General features: G+C 66.4%; 23 protein-coding genes. 15 read left to right on the forward strand and 8 right to left on the reverse strand.

Going from position 1 to position 22,911, the window contains the following annotated elements:
* Positions 1-6: 6 nt before the first annotated feature.
* Positions 7-852 carry an alpha/beta hydrolase gene (locus HWY37_RS26605; protein ID WP_175207751.1) on the reverse strand — a complete coding sequence of 282 codons (846 nt, stop codon included), beginning with the start codon at positions 850-852 and terminating at the stop codon, positions 7-9.
* 85 nt (positions 853-937) lie between these two features.
* Between HWY37_RS26605 and HWY37_RS26610 the strand changes: the two genes are divergently transcribed.
* From HWY37_RS26610 to HWY37_RS26620, 3 genes are all read left to right on the forward strand, one after another.
* Positions 938-1,837, forward strand: coding sequence for a LysR family transcriptional regulator (locus HWY37_RS26610; RefSeq protein WP_175207752.1), 900 nt, complete (start codon positions 938-940; stop codon positions 1,835-1,837).
* Between the two features lie 189 nt (positions 1,838-2,026).
* Positions 2,027-2,533: a hypothetical protein gene (locus HWY37_RS26615; protein WP_175207753.1), complete on the forward strand. Its 507-nt coding sequence runs from the start codon at positions 2,027-2,029 to the stop codon at positions 2,531-2,533.
* Between the two features lie 98 nt (positions 2,534-2,631).
* Positions 2,632-3,831, forward strand: a complete 1,200-nt coding sequence (locus tag HWY37_RS26620) for an MFS transporter (RefSeq protein WP_175207754.1) — start codon at positions 2,632-2,634, stop codon at positions 3,829-3,831.
* 93 nt (positions 3,832-3,924) lie between these two features.
* Here HWY37_RS26620 and gltX read toward each other — a convergent pair whose 3' ends face one another.
* Positions 3,925-5,331 (reverse strand): glutamate--tRNA ligase, encoded by a 1,407-nt coding sequence (gene gltX / locus HWY37_RS26625; RefSeq protein WP_175207755.1) that lies wholly within the window; start codon positions 5,329-5,331, stop codon positions 3,925-3,927.
* Positions 5,332-5,451: 120 nt separating this feature from the next.
* Here gltX and HWY37_RS26630 point away from each other — a divergent pair, with 120 nt between their 5' ends.
* The gene (locus HWY37_RS26630) at positions 5,452-7,893 is read left to right on the forward strand and encodes a bifunctional acetate--CoA ligase family protein/GNAT family N-acetyltransferase (protein ID WP_176090233.1); all 2,442 of its coding nucleotides are present in this window, start codon (positions 5,452-5,454) and stop codon (positions 7,891-7,893) included.
* A gap of 44 nt (positions 7,894-7,937) precedes the next feature.
* Here HWY37_RS26630 and HWY37_RS26635 read toward each other — a convergent pair whose 3' ends face one another.
* From HWY37_RS26635 to HWY37_RS26650, 4 genes are read right to left on the reverse strand one after another with little or no spacing between them, the layout of a single operon-like run.
* Positions 7,938-8,630 carry a cysteine hydrolase family protein gene (locus HWY37_RS26635; protein WP_176090234.1) on the reverse strand — a complete coding sequence of 231 codons (693 nt, stop codon included), beginning with the start codon at positions 8,628-8,630 and terminating at the stop codon, positions 7,938-7,940.
* Positions 8,631-8,639: 9 nt separating this feature from the next.
* Entirely contained in the window at positions 8,640-9,476 is an 837-nt protein-coding gene (locus HWY37_RS26640; RefSeq protein WP_175207758.1) for an ABC transporter permease, read from the reverse strand.
* Between the two features lie 3 nt (positions 9,477-9,479).
* The gene (locus HWY37_RS26645; RefSeq protein ID WP_175207811.1) at positions 9,480-10,295 is read right to left on the reverse strand and encodes an ABC transporter ATP-binding protein; all 816 of its coding nucleotides are present in this window, start codon (positions 10,293-10,295) and stop codon (positions 9,480-9,482) included.
* Positions 10,295-11,299, reverse strand: a complete 1,005-nt coding sequence (locus HWY37_RS26650) for an ABC transporter substrate-binding protein (protein ID WP_176090235.1) — start codon at positions 11,297-11,299, stop codon at positions 10,295-10,297. The genes HWY37_RS26645 and HWY37_RS26650 overlap by 1 nt, the downstream gene beginning before the upstream one ends.
* Before the next feature lie 54 nt (positions 11,300-11,353).
* On the opposite strand from HWY37_RS26650, the gene HWY37_RS26655 reads away from it, so the two are divergent.
* Positions 11,354-11,605, forward strand: a complete 252-nt coding sequence (locus tag HWY37_RS26655) for a hypothetical protein (protein WP_176090236.1) — start codon at positions 11,354-11,356, stop codon at positions 11,603-11,605.
* Positions 11,606-11,611: 6 nt separating this feature from the next.
* On the opposite strand, the gene HWY37_RS26660 is transcribed toward HWY37_RS26655, so the two are convergent.
* The gene (locus tag HWY37_RS26660; protein ID WP_176090237.1) at positions 11,612-12,289 is read right to left on the reverse strand and encodes an alpha/beta hydrolase; all 678 of its coding nucleotides are present in this window, start codon (positions 12,287-12,289) and stop codon (positions 11,612-11,614) included.
* 19 nt (positions 12,290-12,308) lie between these two features.
* Positions 12,309-12,860, reverse strand: a complete 552-nt coding sequence (yjgA, locus tag HWY37_RS26665; protein WP_176090238.1) for a ribosome biogenesis factor YjgA — start codon at positions 12,858-12,860, stop codon at positions 12,309-12,311.
* Between the two features lie 58 nt (positions 12,861-12,918).
* Here yjgA and pmbA point away from each other — a divergent pair, with 58 nt between their 5' ends.
* The 10 genes from pmbA (at position 12,919) to argC (ending at position 22,880) form a co-directional block, all read left to right on the forward strand.
* Entirely contained in the window at positions 12,919-14,283 is a 1,365-nt protein-coding gene (gene pmbA / locus HWY37_RS26670) for a metalloprotease PmbA (protein WP_175207763.1), read from the forward strand.
* A 205-nt stretch (positions 14,284-14,488) separates the two neighbouring features.
* A complete protein-coding gene (locus HWY37_RS26675) occupies positions 14,489-15,586 on the forward strand; it encodes a TRAP transporter substrate-binding protein (protein ID WP_175207764.1) in 1,098 nt (365 codons plus the stop codon).
* Between the two features lie 256 nt (positions 15,587-15,842).
* The gene (locus HWY37_RS26680) at positions 15,843-16,997 is read left to right on the forward strand and encodes an ABC transporter substrate-binding protein (RefSeq protein ID WP_175207765.1); all 1,155 of its coding nucleotides are present in this window, start codon (positions 15,843-15,845) and stop codon (positions 16,995-16,997) included.
* 169 nt (positions 16,998-17,166) lie between these two features.
* Positions 17,167-18,048: a branched-chain amino acid ABC transporter permease gene (locus HWY37_RS26685; protein ID WP_059372875.1), complete on the forward strand. Its 882-nt coding sequence runs from the start codon at positions 17,167-17,169 to the stop codon at positions 18,046-18,048.
* Between the two features lie 3 nt (positions 18,049-18,051).
* Positions 18,052-18,927, forward strand: a complete 876-nt coding sequence (locus tag HWY37_RS26690; protein WP_013391409.1) for a branched-chain amino acid ABC transporter permease — start codon at positions 18,052-18,054, stop codon at positions 18,925-18,927.
* The gene (locus HWY37_RS26695; protein ID WP_176090239.1) at positions 18,920-19,708 is read left to right on the forward strand and encodes an ABC transporter ATP-binding protein; all 789 of its coding nucleotides are present in this window, start codon (positions 18,920-18,922) and stop codon (positions 19,706-19,708) included. The genes HWY37_RS26690 and HWY37_RS26695 overlap by 8 nt, the downstream gene beginning before the upstream one ends.
* Positions 19,709-19,763: 55 nt before the next feature.
* On the forward strand, positions 19,764-20,474 hold the full coding sequence (locus HWY37_RS26700) for an ABC transporter ATP-binding protein (protein ID WP_054458384.1): 711 nt from the start codon (positions 19,764-19,766) through the stop codon (positions 20,472-20,474).
* A 298-nt stretch (positions 20,475-20,772) separates the two neighbouring features.
* Positions 20,773-21,201, forward strand: coding sequence for a 50S ribosomal protein L13 (gene rplM / locus HWY37_RS26705; RefSeq protein ID WP_013391412.1), 429 nt, complete (start codon positions 20,773-20,775; stop codon positions 21,199-21,201).
* Positions 21,202-21,210: 9 nt separating this feature from the next.
* Complete coding sequence (gene rpsI / locus HWY37_RS26710) at positions 21,211-21,603, forward strand: 30S ribosomal protein S9 (protein WP_006217310.1); 393 nt, start codon at positions 21,211-21,213, stop codon at positions 21,601-21,603.
* A 212-nt stretch (positions 21,604-21,815) separates the two neighbouring features.
* Entirely contained in the window at positions 21,816-22,880 is a 1,065-nt protein-coding gene (gene argC, locus HWY37_RS26715) for an N-acetyl-gamma-glutamyl-phosphate reductase (RefSeq protein ID WP_176090240.1), read from the forward strand.
* The last annotated feature ends 31 nt before the right edge of the window (positions 22,881-22,911 follow it).

Here is a 22,911-nt window from a genome sequence, read left to right on the forward strand (position 1 = left end):
GGGGCGTCAGCCGTACTGGCTGCGGTGCCAGTCGAGGATGGCGGCGGCGCTGACCTGCCATTGGTCCGCGTACATCATGCAATGCGGTTGTCCGGCAAGTACGCCGTGGGTAAAGCCGAAGCGGCGCGCGATCGCAAGGTCCTGGCCCGGCGGATGCCGGTCGTGCGTGTCCAGGCCGGCCTCCAGGCACAGGCCGGGCGCGCGGATGGCGGCGGCGGTAACGGGCACGCGCAGCAGGTAACGGTCGTTGAGCACTTGCGGGCTCTCGGCGCACAGGCGCCGCGATACCGCGCTGACGTCGCGGTCCGGCGCGGTCGCCAGGAAGCGCGCGCGGATTTCTGTGTCGTTCGGCGCGCGGCGCGGCACGCCTTCGGGGACCGGTGGCAGCGCCTGGGCGCCGGGCAGGTCGCCGGGAGGCGAGGGCGCCAGCAGGACCACGCCCGCCACCGGCCGCAGGCTCGCGGCCAGCAGCGCCGGCAGCGCGCCCATGCTGTGGCCCACGACGACGGCGGGATGCCCGAGCGCGTCCAGCGCGTCCGCCACGTCCTGGCCCAGGTCCGCAATGGTGGTGGACGGGAATGCATCGTCCTGCGGCAGGGCGCCATGGCCGCGCAGGTCCAGCGCCGCGCAGCCCAGGCCGGCGCGGGCGAAAAAGTCCAGATAGTGCGCATAGCACCAGGCGCCGTGATAGGCGCCCGGCACGAACAGCAGGCCGGGCCCGGCGTCTTGCGGCGCGGCGCCGACGATCAGGCGGCCCTGGCCGGCGGGGCGGGCGGGCAGGCGGTCGGCCAGGCTGAAGTCCAGCGGATCGGCACAGGCGGGAGCGGGGGAGAGCAGCGTGTCGGCATTCATGGTGCGGCCATCTTAGGCCGGCCGATCCGATCAGAAAATTTTATTTTTCATATGATTAGATAAGTTCAGCTAATACAGATCCGCCATGCGCCCCTTGCCCGAACTTTCCATCACGCATTACCGCCACTTCCTGCTGGTGGCCGAACTGCGCAGCTTCCGTGCGGCGGCGGCGCGGGCCTTCCGTTCGCAGCCGGCGCTGTCGCTGTCGATCCGCGAAATGGAGCAGCGCCTGGGGCAGCCGCTGTTCGAGCCGGGCAACCGCGGCACGCTGACGCGCTTCGGTCAGGACTGCCTGCCGCTGGCGCGCGAGCTGGTGCAGCACCACGACCGGGTGGCCGGCGCACTGTCGGGGCTGGCCAGCAACGAGGCCGGCACCTTGACCATGGCGTCGGTGGCCACCGTGGCGACGCACTGGCTGCCCGAATTGGTGGCGACGTACCGCGAGCGCTATCCGGCCGTGGCGCTGCGCCTGTTCGACGACAACTCGGAAGGCGTGGAGCGCATGGTGCTGGCGGGCGAGGTCGAGCTGGGCGTGTGCAGTCCGGTGTCGCAGGACCGGCGGCTGGCGTTCGAGCCCCTGCTGCGCGACGCCTTTGGCCTGGTCTGCCATCGCGGCCATCCCTTGGCCCGGCGCAAGTCGGTGACCTGGCGCGAAATCGAGGACCTGCCCCTGGTCGGCACCATCGCGCACCGGCAGCTCGCCGGCTATCCGCAGGCGGCCTTCATGCTGGACCGGCAGGTCTTCGTGTCCAACATGATGTCGCTGCTGGCCATGCTGGAGCGCGGCGTCGGCGTCACGGTGCTGGCGCGGTTGGGCGTGCCGCCGGATTCGCGCGGACTGGCCTTCGTGCCCTTGTCCGCGCCGCGCATCGAGCGCGAGCTGGGCATCACGCGGCTGGCCGGCCGCAGCCTGTCTCCGGCCGCCGCGCGCATGGAGGAAATGCTGCGCGCGAAAGCGGCCAAGCGCGGCCGCAGTGTCGTTTGAAACCAACGCATTTTTGCGGTTTACGGCCTAAAAATAGGGCTATTCCGAGACCGACTGTTGCGCAATTGCACTGGTCGCGGATCGTCGTTGATTCTTCGCAAACGGCTCTTTAGAGTGCGTGATGTTTGCTGCGCGAGGGACGTGCCGGGGTGATCGGCGCGGCGCGTCGACAGACGTGTTGAGGAAGTCATGAGCAGTGTGTATTTGCGTTCGGCGGGCATCGCCTGCGCCGTTCTGATCCTGGCCGGTTGCGCCGCCAGGAAACCCGCCACCATCTCCGAGGCCCAGCCCGCGGAGCCGCCCAAGCCGGTGGCATGCGTGCCCGCCAAGGCCGGCGATCCGATGATAGGCACCTGGCTGTCGAACAGCCGCCCGCGCGACGTCAGCGGCGACCTGCAATCGCTGCTCGTGCTGTCCGCCGATGGCACCATGGCCTACGAATCGCTGCTGAAGATCGGCCGCAAGACGCGTCCCGCCCTGCGCGAGACCGGCTGCTGGAGCGTGGCGGACGGCATCTACACGATGCAGACCACCAAGTCCGCCGGCGAGCTGGTGGACGCCAACGATCCGATCTACCTGAACCGCTACCGCGTCGAAAAGCTTGAGAAAGCCAAGCTGACGATGCGCGAGCTGAAGAACGGCGGCCAGGTCATGACCGCGCGCCGCATGCCGACGGGCTACCGCCTGGCTTATTGAGCGTTGCGCCGGGCGGACATTCCGCCCGCCGGCAGAGCCAAGATGGCCGGGCTGGGGTAAGGTGCGGTCTTCGCCCATCGCCCCGCCGCCGGTCATCCATGCCTGCCCTGTCCTCCGAAGCGCGCGCCATCGCGCTGCTTGCCCTGGCCGCCTTCGTCAGCGCCAGCGCCTTCCGCATCTGTGATCCCATGTTGCCGCAGCTGGCGGCGGAATTCGGCACCACCACGGGCCAGGCCGCGCGTGCGGTGACGGCGTTCGCCGTGGCCTATGGCGTGCTGCAGATGTTCTTCGGTCCGCTGGGCGACCGCTACGGCAAGTACCGCGTCGTCAGCTTTGCCACCTTCGCCTGCGCCGCGGGCAGCGCCGGCGCCGTGGCGGCCAACACGCTGGACGTGCTGGTGTTCTGCCGCGTCCTTTCTGGCGCGGCGGGGGCGGGCATCGTGCCGCTGTCCATGGCCTGGATCGGCGACAACGTCCCGTACGAACGCCGCCAGGCGACGCTGGCGCGCTTCCTGACCGGCACCATCCTGGGCATGTCGGCCGGCCAACTGGCCGGCGGCCTGTTCGCCGACACCGTGGGCTGGCGCTGGGCCTTTGCCGCGCTGGTCTGCGGCTACCTGATAGTGGGCGTGCTGCTGTTCCTGGAAGTGCACCGCCAGCAGGCCTCGGGCCTGGGGCAGGTGGATCCGGGCGCGGCGCGCCAGGGTTTCGTGGCGCAGGCCCGGCTGGTGCTGGGCACGCCCTGGGCCCGAGTCGTGTTGGCCACGGTGTTCGTGGAAGGGCTGCTGGTGTTCGGCGCCCTGGCCTTCGCGCCTTCCTACCTGCATGAACGCTTCGATATCTCGCTGACCGCGGCGGGCGCGCTGGTGGCGGTGTACGCCGTGGGCGGCCTGATCTATACGGTGGTGGCCGGCCGCATCCTGAAGCGCCTGGGCGAGCGCGGCCTGGCGATCGCCGGCGGGCTGGTTCTGGGCGTGGCGTTCCTGTCCTACCTGCTGGGGCCGGTCTGGATGTGGAGCCTGCTGGCCAGCGTGCTGGCGGGCTTCGGCTATTACCTGCTGCATGCCACCCTGCAGACCAACGCGACGCAGATGGTGCCTTCGGCGCGCGGCACGGCGGTGGCGTGGTTCGCGTCCTGCCTGTTCATGGGGCAGGCGGCCGGCGTGGCCCTGGCGGGCGCGGTGGTCGACGAGATCGGGCCGGGCGCGCTGTTCGGCGGCTCGGCGGTGCTGCTGCCCTTGCTGGGCGCGTTCTTCTCGCGCGCGCTCAAGGCGCGCTCGGCGATCCAGCAAGCCTGAGGCCCGGCGCCAGACCTCAACAGGCAGGCCGGAAACACCGCGGGCCTTGCTCATTCAGGATGAGCAAGGCCCGCGGTGTTTTGGACGGACGCCTTAGATCGCGGCCAGGCGCTTGAGCACCACCTGCTTGCCCAAGAGGGCCAGCACGGCGTCGACGGCCGGGGTCTGGGTCTGGCCGGTGACGGCCACGCGCAGCGGAATGGCCAGCTGCGGCATCTTCATGCCGCGGTCGGCCAGCACCGCCTTGATCAGGGCGGACAGGGCCTCGCGGGTCCAGTCCGTGTCCTGGGCGCGCTGGGCGAAGTCGGCCAGCGCTTCGCGCGCGGCGGCGGTCAGGTGCTGCTCGGCCAGCTCGGCCGGCGCGCCCTTGAACTCGGCGCAGAACAGCATGGCGCCATCGGCCAGCTGTTCCAGGGTTTCGGCGCGGTCCTTCAAGAGGCCCATCACGCCCGGCAGGTCGATCTTTTCCGGATGGCCGCCGCGGTTCGCCACGCGCGGCGCGACGCGCTCGGCCAGTTCCGCGTTGTCCATCTGCTTGATGTAGTGGGCGTTGACCCAGTTCAGCTTCTTCGGATCCCACTGCGAGGCCGACTTGGACAGGTGCTTGGTGTCGAACCACGACACCAGCTGGTCGCGCGAGAAGAGTTCGTCGTCGCCGTGGCTCCAGCCCAGGCGCGCCAGGTAGTTGACCATGGCCTCGGGCAGATAGCCCTCGTTGTCGTACTCCATCACGTTGACCGCGCCGTGGCGCTTGGACAGCTTTTCGCCGTCCGGGCCCAGAATCATGGGCACGTGGCCGTATTCGGGCAGCGTGGCGCCCAGCGCGCGCAGGATGTTGATCTGGCGCGGCGTGTTGTTGACGTGGTCATCGCCGCGCAGCACGTGGGTGATGCCCATGTCCCAGTCGTCGACCACGACGCAGAAGTTGTAGGTGGGCGTGCCGTCCGGGCGCGCGATGATCAGGTCGTCCAGTTCGGTGTTGTCGAAGCTGATCGTGCCTTTGACCATGTCGTTCCACGACGTCGCGCCTTCCTGCGGGTTCTTGAAGCGCACCACGGGCTTGCGGCCTTCCGGGATGGCCGGCAGGGTCTTGCCGGGTTCGGGGCGCCAGGTGCCGTCATAGCGCGGCTTGTCGCCGCGGGCGCGGGCGGCTTCGCGCATGGCTTCCACTTCCTCGGGCGAGCTGTAGCAGTGGTAGGCGGTGCCGGCGGCCAGCATTTGCGCGACCACTTCGCGGTAGCGGTCCATGCGCTGCATCTGATAGAACGGGCCTTCATCGGGCTGCATGCCCAGCCAGTCCATGCTGTCCAGGATGGCCTGCACCGCTTCCGGCGTGGAGCGTTCGACGTCAGTGTCTTCGATACGCAGCACGAAGGTGCCTTTGTGATGGCGCGCGAAGGCCCAGGAGAACAGCGCGGTGCGGGCGCCGCCCAGATGCAGGAAACCCGTGGGCGAGGGCGCGAAACGGGTACGAATGGGGGTAGAGGCGTTGGAAGTCATAGGTGGCAATGATAGCGGCTGCGGCGCCACAAATCGGCGTCAGGCTGGGCCCATGTCAATCGTAGGGCAGGGTTGTCTTGTTACGATGAGGGGTATTTTAGATTAGGGCCTGCTAACACCATGTTGCGACACGCTCTCGCCCCGATGTTCGAGCCCGCCTCGCTGGTGATCGTCGCCGACCGGCCGCTGCCGGCGGCGGCCTCGTTGCCGCCCGCGCTCAAGGGCAAGACCACGGTGGTGGCCTGCGAAGTCGGCGCCGCGCCGGACCTGCCCGACACGTTGCAGGGCCTGGCCCAGGGTGAACGGCCTGATCTGGCCCTGGTTTGCGTATCGCCGGCGGTCCTGCCGGAAACCCTGCGCCGCCTGTCGCCTCTGGCGCCGCGCTCGGTGATCCTGCTGCCGCACCCATTGCCCGATCCCTACCCGCGCGGCACGCTGGCGCTGTGCCGCGCCTGGGCCGAGGAAAACCGCTGCGAACTTCTTGGCCCGCGCTCGTTCGGCGCCCAGCGGCCGCACGCCGGCCTGAACCTGAGCCAGCACCCGGTGCTGGCGCGCGCCGGCCGCGTCGCGTTGCTGGCGCAGTCGCGCTCCATCATGGCGGCGGTCATGGACTGGGCCGAGGACGTGCACATCGGTTTTTCCACCGCCGTGTCGCTGGGCGACGAGGCCGTGGTGGGCCTGTCCAAGGTGCTGGACTACCTGGCCAGCGATCCGCGCACGGACAGCATCGTGCTCTATCTGGAAGACGTGGGTCCGGCCCGCGAATTCATGAGCACCCTGCGCGCCGCGGCCTCGATCAAGCCCGTGATCGTGTTGAAGGCCGGCCGCGCGGACACCGACAGCGCCGACGCCATCTTCGACGCCGCCCTGCGCCGCGCCGGCGCGGTGCGCGTGCGCTACTTCGTGCAGCTGTTCTCCGCCGTGAAGGTGCTGGGCTACACGCGGCGGCCCAAGGGCCGGCGCGTGGCGCTGATCTCCAACGGCAGCGGGCCCCCACAGCTGGCCATGGACCTGATCGGCCCAGACGCCGCCGTGCTGCGCGCGGAACTCGCGCCCGCGACCCAGCGCGCCCTGCTGGCCATGCTGGAGCCCGACGCGGCCACCGCCAACCCCGTCATCACCTTCACGCCGCTGACCCCGGAACGCATCCGCGCCATCCTGGACGTGGTGCTGGACGACGCCGGCGTGGACGGCGTGCTTGTGCTGCTTGCGCCCGATGCGCTGGCCGATATGCCGGCGGTGGCGCGCGAGCTGGCGCAGATCGCGCCCAAGGCGAAGAAGCCGGTGGTGACCTGTTTCATGGGCGACGCCGGCATGCGGCCGCTGCGGCGCATGCTGGACGACGCCGGCACCTCGGCGTTCCGCACGCCCGAGTCGGCCGCTGACGCCTTCGGCGTGCTGGCCACCCATCACTACAACCAGCAGTTGCTGCTGCAAACCCAGCCGCCGGAACCGGCCGGCCACGTGCCCGACCTGGCGGCCGCGCGGGAGATCCTGGCGCGCGTGCGCGCCGAATGTCGGCGCGAACTCAATACTTCTGAAATCCGCAGCCTGCTGGCCCTGTTCTACGTGCCGCTGCGCGACACGCCGATGGAAGTGGCTGCCGCCGAGCCGGAATCCCGTCCCATGGCGATCCGGGTGCGGCGCGACCCGCAGTTCGGCCCGGTGATCCGCTTCGGCGCCGGCGGCCCGGATGCGGTGCTGTCCCAGTCCGACCGCGGCATGGACCTGCCGCCGCTCAATGGCTTCCTGGCCCGCCAGCTGATCGAACGCAGCCGGCTGTGGCGCCGGGTGCTGGCGCCGCGCATCGGCCACATGGCCGCCGAGGCTTTGCAGCAGGCGCTGGTGCAGGTGTCCGAGCTGGTGTCGGAACTCCCCGACATCGAATCGCTGGACATCGATCCGCTGTACGCCGGCGAGACCCATTTGCGGGCCGGCGGACTGCGCATGACGCTGACCGAGAAGCCGGGCTGCGAATCGCCGCAGACCGCGGGCTATCCGCACATGGCGATCCACCCGTATCCGGCGCGGCTGGTGCAGGTGCGCCGCTTCGCGGACGGCATACCCTGGGTGCTGCGTCCCATCCGCCCCGAGGACGCCGAGCCGCTGCAGGAATTCATCCGCGGCCTGTCGGAGCGTTCGCGCTACATGCGCTTCGTGTCCATGATGCGCGAGCTCACGCCGCGCATGGTGTCGCGCTACACGCAGGTGGACTATCACCGCGAGCTGGCCCTGGTGGCCGCCACGCAGGTGCCGAACCCGGCCAACCGCGGCCATCCGCGGGAGGTGCTGGTGGGCTTCGCGCACTACCTGCGCAACCCGGACGGCCGGGGGGCGGAGTACGCCCTGGTGATCGGCGACGACTGGCAGCGGCGCGGCCTGGGCCGCCAGCTGATGACGGCGCTGATCGACGCGGCGCGCGAGCAGGGGCTGGAATACATCGACGGCCTGGTGCTGTCGACCAACCGGCCCATGCTGGCGCTGATGACCAGCCTGGGCTTCACCAACGACGCGGATCCGGAAGACCCGACGATGCGCCGGGTCTGGCTGGACCTGGCCTGATATCCCGGCCGGGCGGTCTTTCCCCGGCCTGATATCCCAGCCGTTCAGGGGGTCTTCCTGGCCGCCTGCGCGGGCTTCAGCCGCGCAATCGATTCATCCACCGACAGCACGTCGCCGAAGAACAGCATCCAGCCGTGCAGCGCGTGCTCGTGCTCGGCCGGGGTGACCGCGGCCAGCGCGTCGTCCACCATGATCGTGCGGAAGTCCCGCATCATCGCGTCGCGCGCGGTCGATTCGCAGCATACGTTGGTGACCGTGCCGGCGATCAGCAGCGTGTCCACGCCGCGTCCGCGCAACAGCGGCTCCAGTTCCGAGGAACCCGGCGCCATCGCGCTGTAGAAGCGCTTGGTCACGCGCAGGTCGCTGTCGTGCGCATGCAGGTCCGGGTGCAGCGCGTAGCCCGGGGCATCGCGGCGCAGCGTTTCCAGGCGCCGGGCGCTGCGTTCCGGCGTCAGCATCACGCCGTGGTGGTGCGACCAGAACGAGTCGGCGTTGTCGGACGCGGTCTGCACCCAGACGATGGCGCCGCCGGCGGCGCGCACCGCGTCGCACAGGCGGTTGATGGGCGCGATGATCTCGCGCGCCGGCGCGCATTCGCCTTGGTAGCCGGGCAGCGTGAAGTACTGCTGCATGTCCACCACCACCACCGCAAGGCGCGCGGCGGGCAGTTCGTCATAGGGGTGCAGGCGGCCCTGGCGGGCGATCACGCGGTCCTGCACCCATTGCGGGAATTCCATGGCGGTTCCTTATCCGTAGCGCCGCGCGATGGCGGCTTCGATGCGGTAGACGATGAGGTACATCACGCTGGAGATCAGGGCCAGGATGGCGATGGCGGTCATGACGATGTTCAGCTTGAACACCTGGCTGCCGTTCATGATGAGAAAGCCCAGGCCGGAATCCGCCGACTGGAACTCGCCCACGATCACCCCCACCAGCGCCAGGCCGATGTTCATCTTCACGGCCGCGATCAGCGTGGGCACGCTGCCTGGCAGCACCACCTTGGTCAGCACCTGCCACCGGCTGGCGCCGAAGGTGTGGGCCAGCTTCACCTTGTTCAGGTCTATGCCGCGAAAGCCGGCGTAGACCACCATGATGGTCACGAACACGGCGATGGCCACGGCCATGCCGTACACCGCGTAGTCCGACCCCAGCCACAGGTAGAAGATCGGCACGAAGGCGATCTTCGGCATGGCGTTGGCCACCACCAGGAAGGGATCCAGCACCTTGTAGAGGAAATCGGACCACCACAGCGCGGCGGCCACCACGATGCCGATCGCCATGCTCAGGCCGAAGCCCACCAGGGTGGCGCTCAGCGTGGTCATGATGTGCTTGCCCAGGTTGCCGTTGTTCCAGAGTTCGACGAACGTCGGCCACAGCGCGCTGGGATAGCTGGTCAGCAGCGGGTTGAGGACGTGCATGCGCGGCAGGATTTCCCAGGCGCACAGGAACACGGCCAGCAGCAGCGCCTGCGCGATGCGGATGTGCCTGCGGCGGGCGCGGTCGCGCCGCAGGTAGTTCAGGTACTTCTCGCTGGGCGCGCGCACGGCGCGCAGCGGAACGGTGTTGGCGACGGGCGCGTTCATGGGTCAACCCTCCACGTGGACATCGAGCTCGTCCCACAGCTGTTTGAAGTAGGCATTGAATTCCGGCCGCGAGCGCGCCTGGAACGGCGTCGGCCGGGCCTGGCCGTCGCCGTAGTGGATGCGGTACTGGCTCTTCAGGCGGCCGGGGCGGCGCGACAGCACGATCACGCGGTCCGTCATGGCGATGGCTTCGCCGATGTCGTGCGTGACCAGCACCACGGTCTTGCCTTCGCGCCGCAGGATGTCCACGACTTCATCGGAGATCGCCAGCCGGGTCTGCGAATCCAGCGCGGAGAAGGGTTCGTCCAGCAGTATCACGTCCGGTTCGGTGACCAGGGTGCGGGCCAGCGCGGCGCGTTGCCGCATGCCGCCCGACAGCTGGCGCGGCGTATGCGACAGGAAGGCGCCCAGGCCGCATTTCTCCAGCAGGTGAACGGCGCGCGCCTCGCTGCGCGCGTCGCGCCGGCCCTGGATCTCCGCGCCCAGCATCACGTTGTCCAGGATGGTGCGCCACTCGAAGAGGTAATCCTGCTGCAGCATGTAGCCGATGCGCGGATTGGGCTTGGTCACGGCCTGGCCGTCTATCATCACGGCGCCCGAGGTGGGCGGGATCAGGCCGGCGATCAGCGACAGCAGCGTGCTCTTGCCGCAGCCGCTCTGTCCGATCAGGCTGACGAATTCGCCCGCCGCCAGCGTGAACGACACGTTGGACAGCGCCTCGGTCTCGCCTTCCTGCGTGAAATAGGAAAGACAGACCTCGCGCAGCTCGATCTTCGCCGTGGCCGCTTCCGGCTTCAGGTTGTGGACGACGGCGCCCATCATTGGGCCTTCTTGGCGAAGTCGGTCACCACCACGTCCTCGTACTTGACGCGGGCGTTGTCCTTCATGACCGCGCTGGCGATCAGCATGTCCTGCAGCTGGTTCATGGCTTCCGCCGTCACCAACGGCGTGGCCTTCCAGATCTGGTACTTCTTGTAGCGCTCGATGGCCTCGGTCACCGCGGCCTGGTCCATGCCGGGGAAGTAGCTCATGATCTGCGGCGTCAGCGTGGCCGCGGGCGTGTCCTTCACGTACTTCTCGGCGCGCGCCACCACGTCGGTCCAGGCCTGGATGACCTTGGGGTTGTCGCGGATGTACTTGTCGGTGGCGGTGAACACCGTGTAGTCCACCTGGCCGACTTCGTGGCCGACCGAGGCGACGATGTAGCCCTTGCCGTTGCGCACCAGCTCGCCGGCCTCGGGCTCAAGAAAGATGCCGTATTCGCCCTGGCCGGCCATCCAGGCGCCCGCGCGCGCCGGAATGCCGATGTTGTTCAGCAGCTTGACGTCCTTCTGCGGATCCACGCCATGCTTGCGCAGCGCGGTCTCCAGGAACACGATGGGATTGGACCCGGGCCGGAAGCCTATGACTTCCTTGCCCTTGAGCATGGACCAGTCGAATTTCTCCACCGGCTTGCGGGCCAGCAGGAAGAAACCGTCGGTGGCGGTCAGGCCGGCGAAGATCTTGGGCTTGACCGGGGATTCGCTGTTGTGGACGTAGATGGACGCCTCGGGGCCGATCAGCACGATGTCGGCGCTGCCGGACAGCAGGGCGGTCATGCCCTTGTCCGTGCCCTGCGAAGTCTTCATGGACACGTCCAGTCCGGCGTCCTTGAAGTAGCCCTGCGACAGGGCCACGTACTTGGGCACGTACAGAATGGACCGCACCACTTCTTCGTAGCGGACCTTCACGGGGGGATTGAGGGCTTCGGCCTGGGCGGCCAGGGGGGCGAACAGCGCGAACAGCGCCGCAGCCGCCAGACGGGGCGATGGCAAGGATTTCACGGGACTTTCTCCTGCGTCTTGAATGCCACGCCGAAACCCGGCGCAACACGGCCAATGGGATGGATCGACTCGACTGCAACAACAGGGAAGCCCGAACTGGTGGCCCGGGCCGACAAGGCTTGGATCGAATACTATATTCAACTGAAAAGAGCGACAAGCTTTTTGCAGTTGGCGTTTTTCTCTATGGACGAGCGCAGATCAGCCCGGGAAAATTTCGGACTGGAATACCAGTTGGTATACAAAATGAGTTTTGCAGGCCGTCTGGACCTGCTCAGCCAAGCAGCCGCGCAGGACGCGCGGCCGTGACGGATCCTAGACCAGGACCGTGCTCAGGAACTTCGAGATATCGGCCACTTCCTCGGCGCAGACCGAGTGCGGCATGGGATAGGTGTGCCACTGCACGTCGTAGCCCAGCCGCTGCAGCTCGGCCAGCGAGGCCTGGGCGCGCGGCAGCGACACCACCGGGTCGTACTGGCCGTGGGCCAGGAAGATCGGCGTGTGCTGGTTGGCGCTGCTGCGCTCGGCCTCGGCCGTATCCAGCAGCGGCAGGTAGCCCGACAGGCCCATCATGCCCGCCAGCTTTTCCGGCAGGCGGATGCCGGTGTGCAGGGTCATGGCGCAGCCTTGCGAAAAGCCGGCCAGCACGATGTTCGAGGTCGGGATGCCGCGGGCGTTCTCGCGCGCTATCAGCTTGTGGATCTCGGCTTCCGAGGCGCGGATACCGTGGCCGTCCTCGACGCGCACCAGGTCCATGACCAGGATGTCGTACCAGGAGCGCATCGCCATGCCGTTATTGATCGTCACGCGTTGCACCGGCGCGTTCGGGAAGACGAAGCGCACCGATACGCCTGCGGGCAGGTCCAGCTCCGGCACGATGGGTGCGAAGTCGTTGCCGTCGGCGCCCAGGCCATGCAGCCAGATCACGGCGTGCGTGGGATTGGGGGCGGTTTCGATCTCGATGCAATCGAGCAGGTGGGTCGGTGCGTTCATGGACGGCGGGCAGTAGCAATCAGAGGGTGAGGGTCTTCAGGGCCTGGAACAGCGCGCGGTAGTGCTTCTTCTGCGGTTCCTGGCCCTGCAGCAGGGCGGCGTTTGCCAGCTTTTCCTTGCGGGCGGCGCGGATCAGCGCGCGCAGCTGCTGGACGTCGGCCTGCGGATTGCTGTTGAGCAGCTTGGTCAGGGCCTCGTCGTCGTCGAGCAGGCGGTCGCGCAGCGTTTCCAGCCGGTGCATGGCGGCCGTTTCCTCGCGTGAACCGTTCTCCCAGATGTCGAGCTGGGCGCGGATCTCGTCGGCCGGCGCGTCGCGCATCAGCTTGCCCACGAAGTGAACCTGGCGCCGCTTGCCCTCGCGCCCGGTGGTGCGCTGCGCGGTGCGGATCGCTTCATAGAGACGCTCGGCCAGCGGCAATTGCTTCAGGCGTTCGGGGGACAGTTCGATCAGCTGCTTGCCCAGGTCCAGCAGGGCGTGCATTTCGCGCTTGACCTGGGACTTGCTGGGACGGTCGTAGCCGTTCTCGTCGTAGCCGTCGTCGACGGGTTCTTCTTCAGTATGGGAATTCATGGAAAACTGCGCAATGACAGACTTGGCTATGATAACCGTCTCTGCAAATTGGACTGCAATGGTTAAATCCTCCTCATCCTTGCCGCTGGCGGCGAATCACGCGCGTTTTTCCGAACTCGTCGAACAAACCCTCGCCTACGCGCGCCAGATCGGCGCCTCCGACGCCGCGGCGGAAGTCTCGGAAAGCCTGGGCCTGTCGGTCTCCGTACGCAAGAACGACATCGAAACCGTCGAGCAGACCCGCGATCGCTCGCTGGACCTGACGGTCTACGCCGGCCAGAGCCGCGGCTCCGCTTCCACCTCCGACTTTTCCGAAGCGGCGCTGCGCCAGACGGTCGAAGCCGCCTGGCACATCGCCCGCCACACCGCCGCCGACCCGGCCGCCGGCCTGCCCGACGCCGACCAGCTGGCCACCGAATTCCCGGACCTGGACCTTCACCATGCCTGGGGCGTGTCCACCGAAGAGGCCGCCGATCTGGCGCTGCGCGCCGAGCGCGCGGCCCGCGAGGTCGATCCGCGCATCACCAATACCGATGGCGCTACCGTGGGCACCTACGAAGGCCAATTCGTGATGGGCAACACCCGCGGCTTCCTGGGCGGCTATCCCTATTCGCGCCATAGCCTGTCGGTCGCGCCCATCGCGGGCCGCGGCAACGGCATGCAGCGCGACTACTGGTACACCTCCGAACGCGATCCGGCCAAGCTGGCCTCGCCCGAAGCCGTCGGCCGCTACGCCGCCGAACGCACGCTGTCGCGCCTGTCGGCCCGCCGCATCCGCACCGGCAAGTTTCCCGTTCTGTTCGAAGCGCCGCTGGCGCTGGGATTGGTGGGCGCCTTGACGCAGGCCGCCAACGGCGGCGCGCTGTACCGCAAGGCCAGCTTCCTGCTGGACTCGCTGGGCAAGCCCATCTTCCCGGACCACATCAATCTCACCGAAGACCCGCACGTCCGCGGCGCCATGGGCAGCTCGCCCTTCGACGACGAAGGCGTGCGCACGCGGCGCCGCAACGTGGTGTCGGCCGGGGTGCTGGAAGGTTATTTCCTGTCGTCCTACACCGCCCGCAAGCTGGGCATGACGACCACCGGCAACGCCGGCGGCTCGCATAACCTGGTGTTCAGCTCCACCCAGACCCGCCGCGGCGACAACTTCGAAGCCATGCTCAAGAAGATGGGCACGGGCTTTCTGGTCACCGAACTGATCGGCCAGGGCGTCAACTACGTCACCGGCGATTACTCGCGCGGCGCGTTCGGCTACTGGGTGGAAAACGGCCAGATCCAGCACGCGGTGCAGGAAATCACCATCGCCGGCAATCTGGCTGACATGTTCAAGCAGATCGTCGCGATCGGCGCCGACGCCATCTCGCGCGGCACCAAGACCACCGGTTCGATCCTGATCGAGCAGATGGCCATCGCCGGAACCTGACGTTCCGGCGCGGCGGCCGTGCCATGCGCCACGGCCGCCTCGCGGACCTTCGCGGTCCCGCTTCTTGCTCCATCAGACAGTCCCTGGCTCGCAGGCCTATTTGCAAACCTTTACCCGCCGACCTATTAATGCCGAGCAATATCGGCGTGTAATATCCAGCGGGTATTGCGTGATGTCCCAGGTGTTGCTGTAAAGGAGCAAAGAGATGCAACGACGTTCATTCTTGAAGCACGCCGGGCTCGGCGCCGTCGCCACAGGGGCCGCAGTCAGCGCGCCCGCGTTCGCGCAGGACATGCCTTCCCTGAGCTGGCGCTTGTCCTCCGGCTTTCCCAGCACCCTGGACCTGCGCATCGGCGCCGGCGAAAGCTTCTGCAAATTCGTCTCCGAAGCCACCGGCGGGAAATTCAATATCCGCCATTTCCCCGAAGGCGAGGTCGTGCCGGCCGCGGACCTGATGGAAGCGGTGTCCACCAAGAAGGTGGAATGCGGCCATGCCTCGTCCCGCGCCTATTACGCCAAGAATCCCGTCTTCTGCTTCGATGCAGGCGTGCCCTTCGGCCTGAACGCCAGGCAGATGAACGCCTGGATGAGCGAGGGCGGCGGCTTGCGGCTGACCCGCGAGCTCTTCAAGCCCGAGAAAATCATCAACTTTCCGCTGGGCAATACCGGCGCCCAGATGGGCGGCTGGTATGCCAAGGAAATCAAGCGCGCCGGCGACCTGAAGGATCTGAAAATGCGCGTCGGCGGCCTGGCCGGCGACGTGTTGGCCAAGCTGGGCGTGGCGCCGCAGCAGGCGGATCCGGCCAAGCTGGCCGAGGCCTTCGAAAAGGAAGGCCTGCAGGCGGTGGCGGGCGCTGGCCCCTACGATGACGACAAGCTTGGCCTGAATAAGGTTGCTAAGTATTACTACGCACCCGGCTGGTGGATGCCCGGCGAGCAGCTGTCGCTGTACATCAACGACGAGGCCTGGAACGCGCTGCCCAAGAATTACCAGGCCGTGGTCGACGCCGCCGCGCAGGCCGCGCACGCCGCCGCCATCGCCCGCTACGACGCCCGCAATCCGGCGGCGCTGGCGCAATTGACGGCCAACGGTGCGCAAATCCGCACATTCCCGCGGTCCATCATGGACCTGGCGTTCGAGGCCACGCAGCAGGTCTACAAGGACTTGTCCGCCAAAGACCCCAAATTCAAGGCGATGCACGATAGTTACATGGGTTTTCGCGACAGCGAGATGCCATGGTTCCGTTTGACCGAAAGCGCCTACGACCAATATCTGGGCGTGGCTTTATCGGCCAGAACGTAGGACACTAACGCCTGCCGAATAACATTCGGCCGGCGTTAGGGTTTTTGCTAGTAACCACACGTTTTTTACAAAAAAATGGGCGGTTTGTAGGCTTTTGTTGAATGGCGTTCGAGTAGCCGCCTGATACAAAGGAGTAATATCCCGGGTCTTGACGCGCAAACATGGCGCCTTTAGGCGGCATCCGACGTCAATCCGGCAGGATTACATCAGCCCGGATTACCAATATTCCGAGACAGACTTTAAGGTGGTAACAACCATGCAATCCAAGACCAAGAAGCTGCTGGCCGCGCTGATCGCTGCCGGTATCGTCCCGGCTGCCCACGCGGCTGACATCAAGATCGGCGTGGCCGAAGCCCTGTCGGGCGGCGCCGCCCAGTACGGCGTGTCGATCCGCAACGGTTTCCAGCTGGCCGCTGATGAAATCAACGCCGCCGGCGGCATCAACGGCAACAAGATCGTGCTCGTGGTCGAGGACGAACAAGGCAAGAAAGAAGAAGCGATCAACGTCTTCAAGAAGCTGATCTTCAAGGACAACGTCCTGATGGTCTTCGGCCCGACGCTGTCGAACTCGGCCCAGGCTGCCGACCCGATCGCCCAGGCCGCCAAGACGGTCGCATTCGGCACCTCGAACACCGCCGACGGCATCACCTCCATCGGCAACTACGTGTTCCGCAACTCGGTCACCGAAGCCGACGTGCTGCCCGCCACCATTTCCACCGTCAAGGCCAAGACCGGCCTGAAGAACGTGGCCGTGCTGTACGGCAACGACGACGTCTTCACCAAGAGCGGCTACGACAACTTCAAGAAGGCCCTGGAAGACCAGAAGATCCCGGTCACCACGACCGAAACGTTCGCCAAGGGCGACGTGGACTTCAAGGCCCAGCTGACCAAGATCAAGGGTACCAACCCCGACGCCATCGTGCTGTCCGCACTGCTGGCCGAAGGCGCCCCGATCATGGTGCAGGCTCGCCAACTGGGCCTGAACGTGCCCGTCATCGGCGGCAACGGCATGAACTCGGTCAAGATTTTCGACCTGGCCCCCGGCGGCGCGTCGAACAATCTGTGGATCGGCAGCCCGTGGTCGATCGAGAACAAGGCCCCCGAGAACGTCAAGTTCATCGACGCCTACAAGGCCAAGTTCAACGGCGCGCCCGACCAGTTCGCGGCCCAGTCGTACGACGCCATGTACATCGCCGCCCAGGCACTGAAGAACGTCAAGATCTCGGGCGACCTGCCCAAGGATCGCGCAGCCCTGCGCGATGCGCTGCCTTCGGTAACCTGGACTGGCGCCACCGGCGCGTTCAAGTTCCGCCAGGCCAACGACCGCGCCGGCAAGCCCGCCGGCTATGACGCCGACCAGGCCCCCATCGTCAGCGTGACGAAGGACGGCAAGTACGTCATCGAAAAGTAAGCGCTACGCATCCCCGCGCGGGGGGATGCGCCTTGCGGGCGGCTGAGCCGTCCGCAAGGCGCTTTTTATCGCAGGGCCGTCACCATAAAAGAAATGCCTCCTTGCTCGGAGGCTCAAGGCCATGCAGTGGGCGCTGCATGGGGCCCTCACAGCTTTGGAAAGTCCCATCATGTTCGAACAACAATTCGTCAATGCCTTGTCGCTGGGCTGTGTGTATGCACTGTTCGCGCTGGGCTTCACGCTGATCTTCGGCGTGCTCGGGGTGATCAACCTGGCGCATGGCGCCGTCTTCATGGTTGGCGCCTACGCGGCACTGTTCGTCGTGCAGCAATTCAGCCTGCCCCTGTGGGCCGGTCTGATGGCAGCGTTCTTCGTCGCCGGCTTCACCGGGGTCATCATCGACTACCTGGTGCTCAAGCCGCTGCGCAAGCGCAACGCGCCCCACCTGATCCCCATGATCGCCACCATCGGCGTGGGCATCATCCTGAACAACACTGCCCAGAGCATCTTCGGCGCCAGCAACCTGCGCTTCCCGCACGGCACCGTGCCCGAGGAAGTGATCGAAGTCGCCGGCCTGCATCTGACCGTCATCGAACTGGGCATCATCTTCCTGTCTTTCGCGCTGATGGCCGTGCTGATGTACGTCATGCGCCGCACGCAATTCGGCCGCGCCCTGCGCGCCATCGCCGAATCGCCCAAGGCCGCGTGGCTGCTGGGCATCAACGTCGAAAAGCTGTTCGTCACCACCTCGTTTGCCGCGGCTGCCTTGGGCGGCGTGGCCGGCGTGCTGATCGGCCTGTACTCGAATGCGCTGTTCCCCCTGATGGGCCAGCCGATGCTGCACAAGGGCATCGCGGTCATCATCCTGGGCGGCATGGGCGACATCCGCGGCGCCATGCTGGGCGGCCTGTTCCTGGGCTTCGCCGAGGTGCTGTCGGTGGCCTACATCGGCTCCACCATGCGCGATGCGGTGGCTTTCGGCCTGCTGTTCCTGATCCTGCTGGTGCGTCCGCAAGGTCTGTTCGGCAAAGTGGTTCAACGCAAGGCTTAAAGAATGAGCGGATTCGAAAACTTCTGGGCCATCTACGGCAACCTGGTGCTCACGCTGGGCACCAACGCGTTGCTGGCCCTCTCCATCTGGTTGACCCTGGCTTGCGGCATGCTGGCCATGGCCAATGCAGCCTTCATGGGCATCGGGGCGTACACCGCCGCGCTGCTCACCATGAACTATGACGCGCCGTTCTCGGTCGCCCTGGCCGGAGGCATGGCTGCGCCCGCGCTGGTGGCGGCGCTGATCGGCCTGCCAACCTTGCGGCTGTCGGGGGTCTACCTGGCCATGGCCACGCTGGGCTTCGGCGAAGTGGTCCGCGTGACCATCCTCAACACCGAGTCCATCACCGGCGGCGCGCTGGGCCTCAATGGCATTCCGCAGCTGACGCAGTGGTGGCACGTGGTGCTGGCCGTCGTCATCGTCCTGTTCGTGCTGTGGCGCGTGCGCGCCTCCAAGATCGGGCGCTCCTTCGACGCCATCCGCGGCGATGAAACCGCGGCCGGCCTGATGGGCATCGACGTGCGCGCCAACAAGATGCTGGCCTTCGTGGCCGGCGCGATGATCGCGGGTCTGGCCGGCGCCCTGAATGCGCACCTGACCTTCTTCATCGGTCCCAACGAATACGGTTTCGACCGCGGCGTGGAAATCCTGACCATGGCGATCCTGGGCGGCATCGGCGGCCTGGCTGGTCCCGTGCTGGGCAGCTTCATCATTACCGTGCTGCCGGAAATGCTGCGCGGTTTTGCCGATCTGCGCCTGGTCGCGAATGGAGTGATTCTGGTGGTGATTGTGTTGTTCCTGCCGCAAGGCATCTGGGATCCGGCGCGCTTCAAGCGCTGGATGCGCCAAGGACGCCAGGGAGGCAAGCGCCATGCTTGAGCTTTCTTCCGTCTCCAAGAGCTTCGGCGGCCTGCATGTGCTGCATGACGTCAGCCTGTCCGTGCCCGAGGGCGCCATCTTCGGCCTGATCGGCCCCAACGGCGCCGGCAAGACCACGGTGTTCAACCTGATCACTGGCCTGCTGCCGCCCAGCGGCGGCACCATCACCTTCAATGGCCAGAGCGTCCTGGGCAAGCGGCCGCACCGCATCACGCGCATGGGCATCGCCCGCACCTTCCAGAACATCCGTCTCTTCAAGGAGATGACGCTGCTGGAAAACGTGGTGGTGGGCGCCTACCGCCACATGAACTACGGCTTCCCCAGCCTGCTGCTGGGCCTGCCGGGCTATCGCGAGCACGAGAAGCGCGCCCGCGAGCGCGCCCATGAACTGCTCACCTGGATGCGCCTGGACCACAAGGCGAATGATCTGGCCGACAACCTGTCCTACGGCGAGCAGCGCCGCCTGGAGCTGGCGCGCGCGCTGGCCACCGAGCCCAAGCTGCTGCTGCTGGACGAGCCGGTCGCCGGCATGAACACCGGCGAGCGCGCCGAGCTCATGCGCGAGATCCTGGCCATCCGCGACCGCGGCTACACCATCCTCATGATCGAGCACGACATGCGCTTCGTCATGGGCTTGTGCGAACGCATCGCGGTGCTGAACTTCGGCAAGATCATCGCCTGCGGCGGACCCGAAGAGATCCGCAACAACGAACAGGTCATCGAAGCCTATCTGGGCCGCGAAGACGACGAAGACACCGAACAAGCGGAGGCCGCCAAATGAGTCGCCGGGCCGCTCCCAAGACGAATACCGTAGCGCATTGCGCGGAGGCTGCACAATGAGCGCCATGCTGGAAGTCCGCGGACTCGAGGTCAACTACGGCCACATCGAAGCAGTCCGCGGCATCGACCTGGACCTGAACGCCAAGGAAATCACCGCCCTGGTCGGCGCCAACGGCGCCGGCAAGTCGACCACGCTGCTGGCGCTGTCGGGCCTCTTGCCCAAGGCGCGCGGCAAGATCACCTTCGAAGGCGAGGACATCACCAACCTGCCGCCGCACCAGCTGGTGGCGCGCGGCATCGTCCAGGTGCCGGAAGGTCGGGCCATCCTCACCACCATGACCGTGCTCGAAAACCTGGAGCTGGGCGCCTACCGCCGCGGCCTCAAGAACGTCGACTCGGACCTGGAATACGTGTTCAACCTGTTCCCGCGCCTGAAGGAACGGATCACCGGCATCGCCGGCAACCTGTCGGGCGGCGAGCAACAGATGCTGGCCATCGGCCGGGCCCTGATGGCCAAGCCGCGCCTGCTGCTGCTGGACGAGCCCTCCATGGGCCTCGCGCCCATCGTGGTGCAGGAAATCTTCCGCTCGCTGCGCGCGATCAACGCCGACGGCCTGACCCTGTTCCTGGTCGAGCAGAACGTGCGCCAGGCGCTGAAGATCGCCCAGCACGGCTACGTGCTGGAGAACGGCGCCATGGCGCTGACCGGCACCGGCCGCGAACTGCTGGGCCACCCGCGCGTGCTGGAGGCCTACCTGGGCGCCTGACAGCGCGCGCAGGGCAAGGCGTCCCTGATATCGCAGGACACCGGCGGCGCCCTCGGGCGCCGCCGGCGCATTTCCGGCCGCGAATCAAGTTGCCCACTTTTTGAGCAGCTGTGTTAGAATCGCAGGCTTTCCCTCATTTTGGCTAATGCACGGGCGGGTAATAACGCTTAGGCAAGACGCTGATATCGACTGAATTTTTGGAAAACCCTATGGGTTCTTTCCGGGATTTCGGTCTAGTTCAGGGAAAAACACTGGCTGGATGGTCCAGCCAGGAAAATTTTTATTCTTAGGAACCATCATGAAGACCTTTGTGGCCAAGCCGCATGAAGTCCAACGTGACTGGTTTGTGATCGACGCCAAGGGCAAAGTCCTCGGTCGTGTGGCCAGCGAAGTCGCACGTCGTCTGCGTGGCAAGCACAAACCTGAATTCACGCCGCACGTTGATACCGGTGACTACATCGTCATCGTCAACGCTGCCGATATCGTTGTTACGGGCGCCAAGGCGAAGGACAAGAAGTACTTCCGCCACACGACGTACCCGGGCGGTATCCGTGAAACGAACTTCGAGAAGATGCAAGAGCGTTTTCCCGGCCGTGCCATCCAGAAGGCTGTCAAGGGCATGCTGCCCAAGGGTCCTCTGGGCTACGCCATGATCAAGAAACTGAAGGTGTACGCCGGTGCCGAGCACCCGCACACCGCCCAGCAGCCCAAGACGCTGGATATCTAAGGAAACGCCATGATCGGTAACTGGAATTACGGAACCGGCCGTCGCAAAACCTCGGTGGCTCGCGTTTTCATCAAGAAGGGCACGGGTAAGATCGTTGTCAACGGCAAGCCCGTCGACGACTTTTTCGCCCGCGAAACCGGCCGCATGATCGTGCGCCAGCCGCTGGAACTGACCGGCCACCTGGAATCGTTCGACATCAAGGTCAACGTGCACGGTGGCGGTGAAACCGGCCAGGCCGGCGCAGTCCGTCACGGCATCACGCGTGCCCTGATCGACTACGACGCGACCCTGAAGCCCGCACTGTCGCAAGCTGGCTTTGTCACCCGCGATGCCCGCGAAGTCGAACGCAAGAAGGTCGGCTTCCGCAAGGCACGTCGGCGCAAGCAGTTCAGCAAGCGCTAATACGCTGCGAAAGAAAGCCCGCTTCGGCGGGCTTTTTTTCGCACCTGCAGTTCCAGCGCCGGGCATGGCCCGGATGCTGTGCGTCCCGCGCGGAACTCCGCGCTTTCCGCCCGGTCGGAAAGAAGGACTGCGGTGCCATTTCGGGCTCTTAGCCGCAACACCCGCTTTCCCGAGCGATACAATCGATCCTCGTTCTACGAAGAGCACACATCATGGCCCAAGCATCGAACACCCGCATCAAGGTTGGTATCGTCGGCGGCACCGGTTATACCGGCGTCGAGCTGCTGCGCTTGCTGTCGCAGCACCCCAATGTGGAATTGACCGCCATCACGTCCCGCAAGGAAGACGGGCTGCCGGTAGCCGACATGTATCCGAACCTGCGCGGCCGCGTGAACCTGGCCTTCTCCGCGCCGGAAAAAGCCTCGCTGACGGATTGCGACGTCGTGTTCTTCGCGACGCCCCACGGCGTGGCCATGGCCCAGGCCCAGGAACTCATCAATGCGGGCACCAAGGTCATCGACCTGGCCGCGGACTTCCGCCTGCAGGACATCCCCACGTTTGAACGCTGGTACAAGATTCCCCACACCTGCCCGGACATCCTGGCCGAGTCCCAGTACGGCCTGGTCGAGCTGAACCGCGAGGCCATCTCCAAGGCCCGCGTCATCGGCAACCCGGGTTGCTATCCCACCACCGTGCTGCTGGGCCTGGCGCCGCTGCTCGAAGGCGGCAAGAAACTGGTCGATGCGCAAACCCTGATCGCCGACTGCAAGTCGGGCGTGTCGGGCGCCGGCCGCAAGGCCGAAGTGGGCTCGCTCTTCTCGGAAGCCTCCGACAACTTCAAGGCCTACGGCGTGGCCGGCCACCGCCACCACCCGGAAATCGTCGCGCAGCTGGAAAAGATCGCCGGCGGCAAGGTCGGCCTGACCTTCGTGCCGCATCTGGTGCCGATGATCCGCGGCATGTTCTCCACGATCTACGCCCGTATCCTGCCCGAGGCCCGCGACACGGACTTCCAGGCCCTGTTCGAAAAGCGCTACGCCGACGAGGCTTTCGTCGACGTGATGCCCGCTGGCAGCCTGCCGGAAACCCGGTCGGTGCGCGCCTCCAACAACCTGCGCATCGCGCTCAGCCGTCCGGGCAATGGTGACCAGCTGATCGTCATGGTGGTGCAGGACAACCTGGTCAAGGGCGCCGCCGGCCAGGCCGTCCAGAACATGAACCTGATGTTCGGCATCTCCGAGTCCACCGGCCTGGACCAGGTCGCGATTCTGCCTTGATGCCCGCAGGCTTGCGGCCACGCGCCGCAAG

The organism is Achromobacter anxifer (genome assembly GCF_903652925.1).
Lineage (GTDB): Bacteria > Pseudomonadota > Gammaproteobacteria > Burkholderiales > Burkholderiaceae_B > Achromobacter > Achromobacter anxifer.